The sequence below is a fragment of the Fictibacillus aquaticus genome (assembly GCF_002245695.1).
GTDB lineage: Bacteria > Bacillota > Bacilli > Bacillales > Fictibacillaceae > Fictibacillus > Fictibacillus aquaticus.
The window spans coordinates 1-4,029 of the sequence record NZ_NOII01000014.1; the positions used below are offsets into that span (position 1 = coordinate 1).

Annotated in this window: 4 protein-coding genes; 2 read left to right on the forward strand and 2 right to left on the reverse strand. The window is 44.6% G+C overall.

Annotated elements, in window-relative coordinates; genetic code table 11:
• Positions 1–127: 127 nt before the first annotated feature.
• Positions 128–952, reverse strand: a complete 825-nt coding sequence (locus CGZ90_RS17840; RefSeq protein WP_094253896.1) for a cobalamin-binding protein — start codon at positions 950–952, stop codon at positions 128–130.
• A 13-nt stretch (positions 953–965) separates the two neighbouring features.
• Entirely contained in the window at positions 966–1,442 is a 477-nt protein-coding gene (locus tag CGZ90_RS17845) for a divergent PAP2 family protein (RefSeq protein ID WP_094253897.1), read from the reverse strand.
• A 116-nt stretch (positions 1,443–1,558) separates the two neighbouring features.
• On the opposite strand from CGZ90_RS17845, the gene CGZ90_RS17850 reads away from it, so the two are divergent.
• Together CGZ90_RS17850 and CGZ90_RS17855 are read left to right on the forward strand one after the other, a co-directional pair.
• Positions 1,559–1,933 carry a DUF309 domain-containing protein gene (locus CGZ90_RS17850; protein ID WP_094253900.1) on the forward strand — a complete coding sequence of 125 codons (375 nt, stop codon included), beginning with the start codon at positions 1,559–1,561 and terminating at the stop codon, positions 1,931–1,933.
• Positions 1,934–2,305: 372 nt separating this feature from the next.
• On the forward strand, positions 2,306–3,790 hold the full coding sequence (locus tag CGZ90_RS17855; protein ID WP_094253898.1) for a leucyl aminopeptidase: 1,485 nt from the start codon (positions 2,306–2,308) through the stop codon (positions 3,788–3,790).
• Positions 3,791–4,029 lie beyond the last annotated feature (239 nt).

Sequence of the window (4,029 nt, forward strand, 5' to 3'; positions counted from 1 at the left end):
CTAAAAGCGCTGAATGAAAATAAAACAGTACAGGTATTTAGACAGCAGATGCAATAAACAGTAAAAAACCGTTCTTAAGGCTGTAAAAGCGGCCCTTTGTGAACGGTTTTTTTGGGAAGCTGGTTTATTACTTGCTACCTGTCTGCACCATAAGCGGATCTAATCCAGTATAAGCAGGAAATTGTTCAGGATGGAGGATCGATGCCAGCTTCTGCAGCCCAGTAAAAAGTCTTGGAGAGGGACGGCAGAATAAATCTTCATCCAAAATGTGAATATGATTTTGCACTAACGCTTTCATCCCGTTCCATCCCGGGCGCTTGTGTAACAGCTCAGGTTTCATTTTCGCGGTTTGAACACCGACCCAGACCATGCAAATGTGATCTGGGTTTTTTTGTTTAACTTCATCCCAATTCGTCTGATAGTTTGCAGATTCTTTGTCAGCGAAACAGTTCACGCCCCCAGCTAAAAAAGCGATTTCAGTCAGCCAGTTCGTCTTTCCTGGTGTGAACACGGGCTTTGGCCACCATTCGAAATATATGGAAGGCCGCTCTTGCAGCATAGATGAAGCGTCCTTGTAATCATCCATCATTTTATATGCGTACTGTACTGTCTGCTTGGCGCGTTCTGACACACCGCAGCGCATCCCTAAATCCAGCAGATCGTCTAAAATGTCACCGACTGACTGAGGATTGTACATAACATATGGCAGCTTTCGCCTGTTTAGTTCATCGATGTTCTTTTCCATACCAGGTACGCTCAAACTTGCCAGGATGAGGTCAGGCTGCAGCTTTTCGACAGCATCCATATCGATTGATAAATCTGGACCGAGTCGGGGAAGGACGTTCACACTCTCCGGAAAATCTGAAAAGTCGTCCACCCCCTTAAGAAGATGAGCCAGACCAAGATAGTGAACGAGTTCAGTATTGCTTGGGCAAAGTGAAACAATGCGGATGGTTCTTCACTCCTTATGAAAAGAAAACCCACGAAATTATAAGAGTCTGCATGATGCCGAGAAGTGCGCCGAAAAAAACTTCGCTTGGCCTGTGACCGAGCATCTCTTTCAGCTCTTTTGTCTTCTCACTATCTTCCTGCAGCTGTTCGGTTTCTTTTACGTGCTTTTTAAAATCCTCTACTAAATCATTCAATACAGTTGCCTGTTCTCCTGCATGCCAGCGGATTCCTTTAGCGTCGTACATGACGATGATGGCAAACATCACTGATACAGCAAACGCTGCTGTATCAAGTCCTTCCTGAACTCCGATAGCTGTCGCAAGAGACGTGACGGAAGCTGAATGGGAGCTGGGCATGCCGCCTGTGCTAAAAAACAGATTCAATTTCAGCGTGCGGGTTTTAATAAAAGCGATCGGTATTTTCAGGAACTGTGCGGTAAATACTCCGAGCAATGCAGCAATCAGAGGGAAATTGGTCAAAAGTGCGGTCATAAGCATGGACTCCTGTTTTCAGATTATTTTAGAATAGCTGTTATACAGGCAGGTTACCCGATTTCTGCTTGCCATAATCTTTTGATATAGTGTATGAAAGGAGGGACATAATGAAAATGGAAAGCTATCCGGAAGAGTATTACGAGTTTTTTATCTCTTTTAATGAAGGCGATTACTACACATGTCATGACCTGCTTGAAGAGATGTGGCTGACGGATAAAAGCAACCTTTTTCTGAAAGGCCTCCTGCAGATGAGTGTCGCTCTTTATCATTACAGCTATGGAAATATAAAAGGAGCTAGGCTGATGTTTGAGGCGGGATATGAATATTTAAAAGATTATGCGCCTGTCTTCTGGGACTTGAACGTATCGGAAGTGCTTGAATACATAAAAAGATGCCAATCTATTCTTCCTAAGAGAATGGATACGGTGCCTTTTGAACAAGTAAAAAGCTTGCCGCCGCTTCCGGTCCTTTATTTATATTTGGAATAGACTGTTTTGTATGATTAAGGNNTCAGGCGCACGCTTTCCGCGGGGTGGGCGGTGAGCCCCCTCGCCGCTACGCGCCATCAGTGGTCTCACCTGTCCCACTGATCCCGCAGGAGTCGGCACCCTACACTCCGATCAACTTTTTCAATGATGTATTCAAGATGATCAAGCATATGTGATGAAAGTAACAACCAATGCAAGTGAACAAAGAATAGAAGCAGCCCTATTGAATTAGGCTTTGATGCTAATTTAGTTCTCAAAGACAGTTCAGCTGAACGTTCATAGAAAACAAACCTTTTAATATCAACAATCTTCTAGAATAGAGCTATGATTAATAAGCTAAATATTAACGAAAAGCCTTAGGAGGTTTTCATGATGTTTGAATTGAAGCAGCCGTATACACCGGAGTCAGCAGAAGAAGTGCTGCTTGTCGGTTTGTTTAAGGAGCCGAAGATTACAGGTCCAGCAAAGGAAATTGATGAAAAGCTCGGAGGCCTCATAACAGAACTGATGAGGAGCGGCGATATTTCCAGTAAAGCCAAAACGGTAAGTAAGCTTCATACTTTAGGGAAGATCGGCGCTAAGCGAATCTTTTTCATCGGACTTGGAAAAAAGGAAAGTTTGACATACGGGATGTTAAGGAGCTCGTTGGGTAAAGCGTTTCAGCAACTGAAAAACGAAAAAAGAACGTCTGCCGGCATCGTAATGGAAACGTTTGATAACGGTACGCTAACCCAAGACCGGATCGCCCATGCGCTTGGTGATGCCGCGGTTTGCGCTACTTATTCTTTTGCCGATTATAAACAAAAAACCAATGAACCTGAAAAAAGGCTGGAAAATGTCACCGTCTATGCACAGCAAGAAGCGCAAACAGGCTTGTTGACTGGTTATGCCTACGGAAAAGGTATTGAAAAAGCCCGCAACCTTGTGAACACGCCTGCCAACCTTATGACTCCGGCTGATTTAGCAGCCGAGGCAATTGATATAGCACTCGAATATGGGATGGATTACGAAGTGCTTGAGCAGGAAGACATGGAGAAGCTTGGGATGGGCGCGATCCTTGCGGTCAGCCAGGGTTCTTCACAGCCGCCTAAACTTATAACCGTAAAATACAAAGGGACGGAAAGATGGGAAAATGTCTTATGTTTTGTCGGTAAAGGGCTGACGTTTGATTCTGGAGGTTACTCGATCAAGCCAGCCGCCAGTATGCCTGAAATGAAGAGCGATATGGGAGGAAGCGCCTCTGTTATCGGCGCGATGGAAGCAATCGGGAGACTGAAGCCAAAAGCGAACATCATGTTCATCATCCCTTCGAGCGAAAATTTAATCAATGGATCAGCTATGAAGCCAGGTGACGTGATCACATCGTTAAGCGGAAAAACGATCGAAGTCAGAAATACCGATGCAGAAGGCAGACTGATCCTGGCTGATGCTGTTACTTACGCTAAAGAACAAGGCGCTTCCTATATTGTCGATATAGCTACCCTTACAGCCGGAGTATCGATTGCTCTCGGGGACTGCACTACAGGGGCATTAACGAATAATGACACATTGTTCAGCAAAGTGAAAGAAGCAGCAGAAGAGGAAGAAGAGCTGATCTGGCTCATGCCTAGCTTTCAGCCGTACAAAGACATGCTGAAATCGAGCGATGTCGCTGATCTGAACAATTCTCCCGGCAGACTAGCACAGATGATAACAGGCGGTCTGTTTGTCGGAGAGTTTGCAGGCGAAACACCATGGGTCCACCTCGATATCGCAGGAACTGCCTATTCCGGAAAAAGCTCAGACCTAGGCCCTAAAGGAGCGACCGGAGTAATGGTCCGTACCCTTTGCACCCTGGCGAGAGAATTTCAGAAATAAAGAACATTGCCTAAAAAACTGCCTCAAAGGACACGTATCGTGATCATTTGAGGCAGTTTTTGATTTTTTTTCTTTAGTTAAGGTTTTTTTTAAAACATCAACGCCTAATCCATGAGAAAGTTTTTTTCGTACGACAAATCAATGAATTTCTTTGGCTGATTCTTTTATTGCGATTGCTCACTTAAGCTTCTTGACTACATCATTGATAAGTTGATCGGAGTGTAAGGTGCCGACTCCAG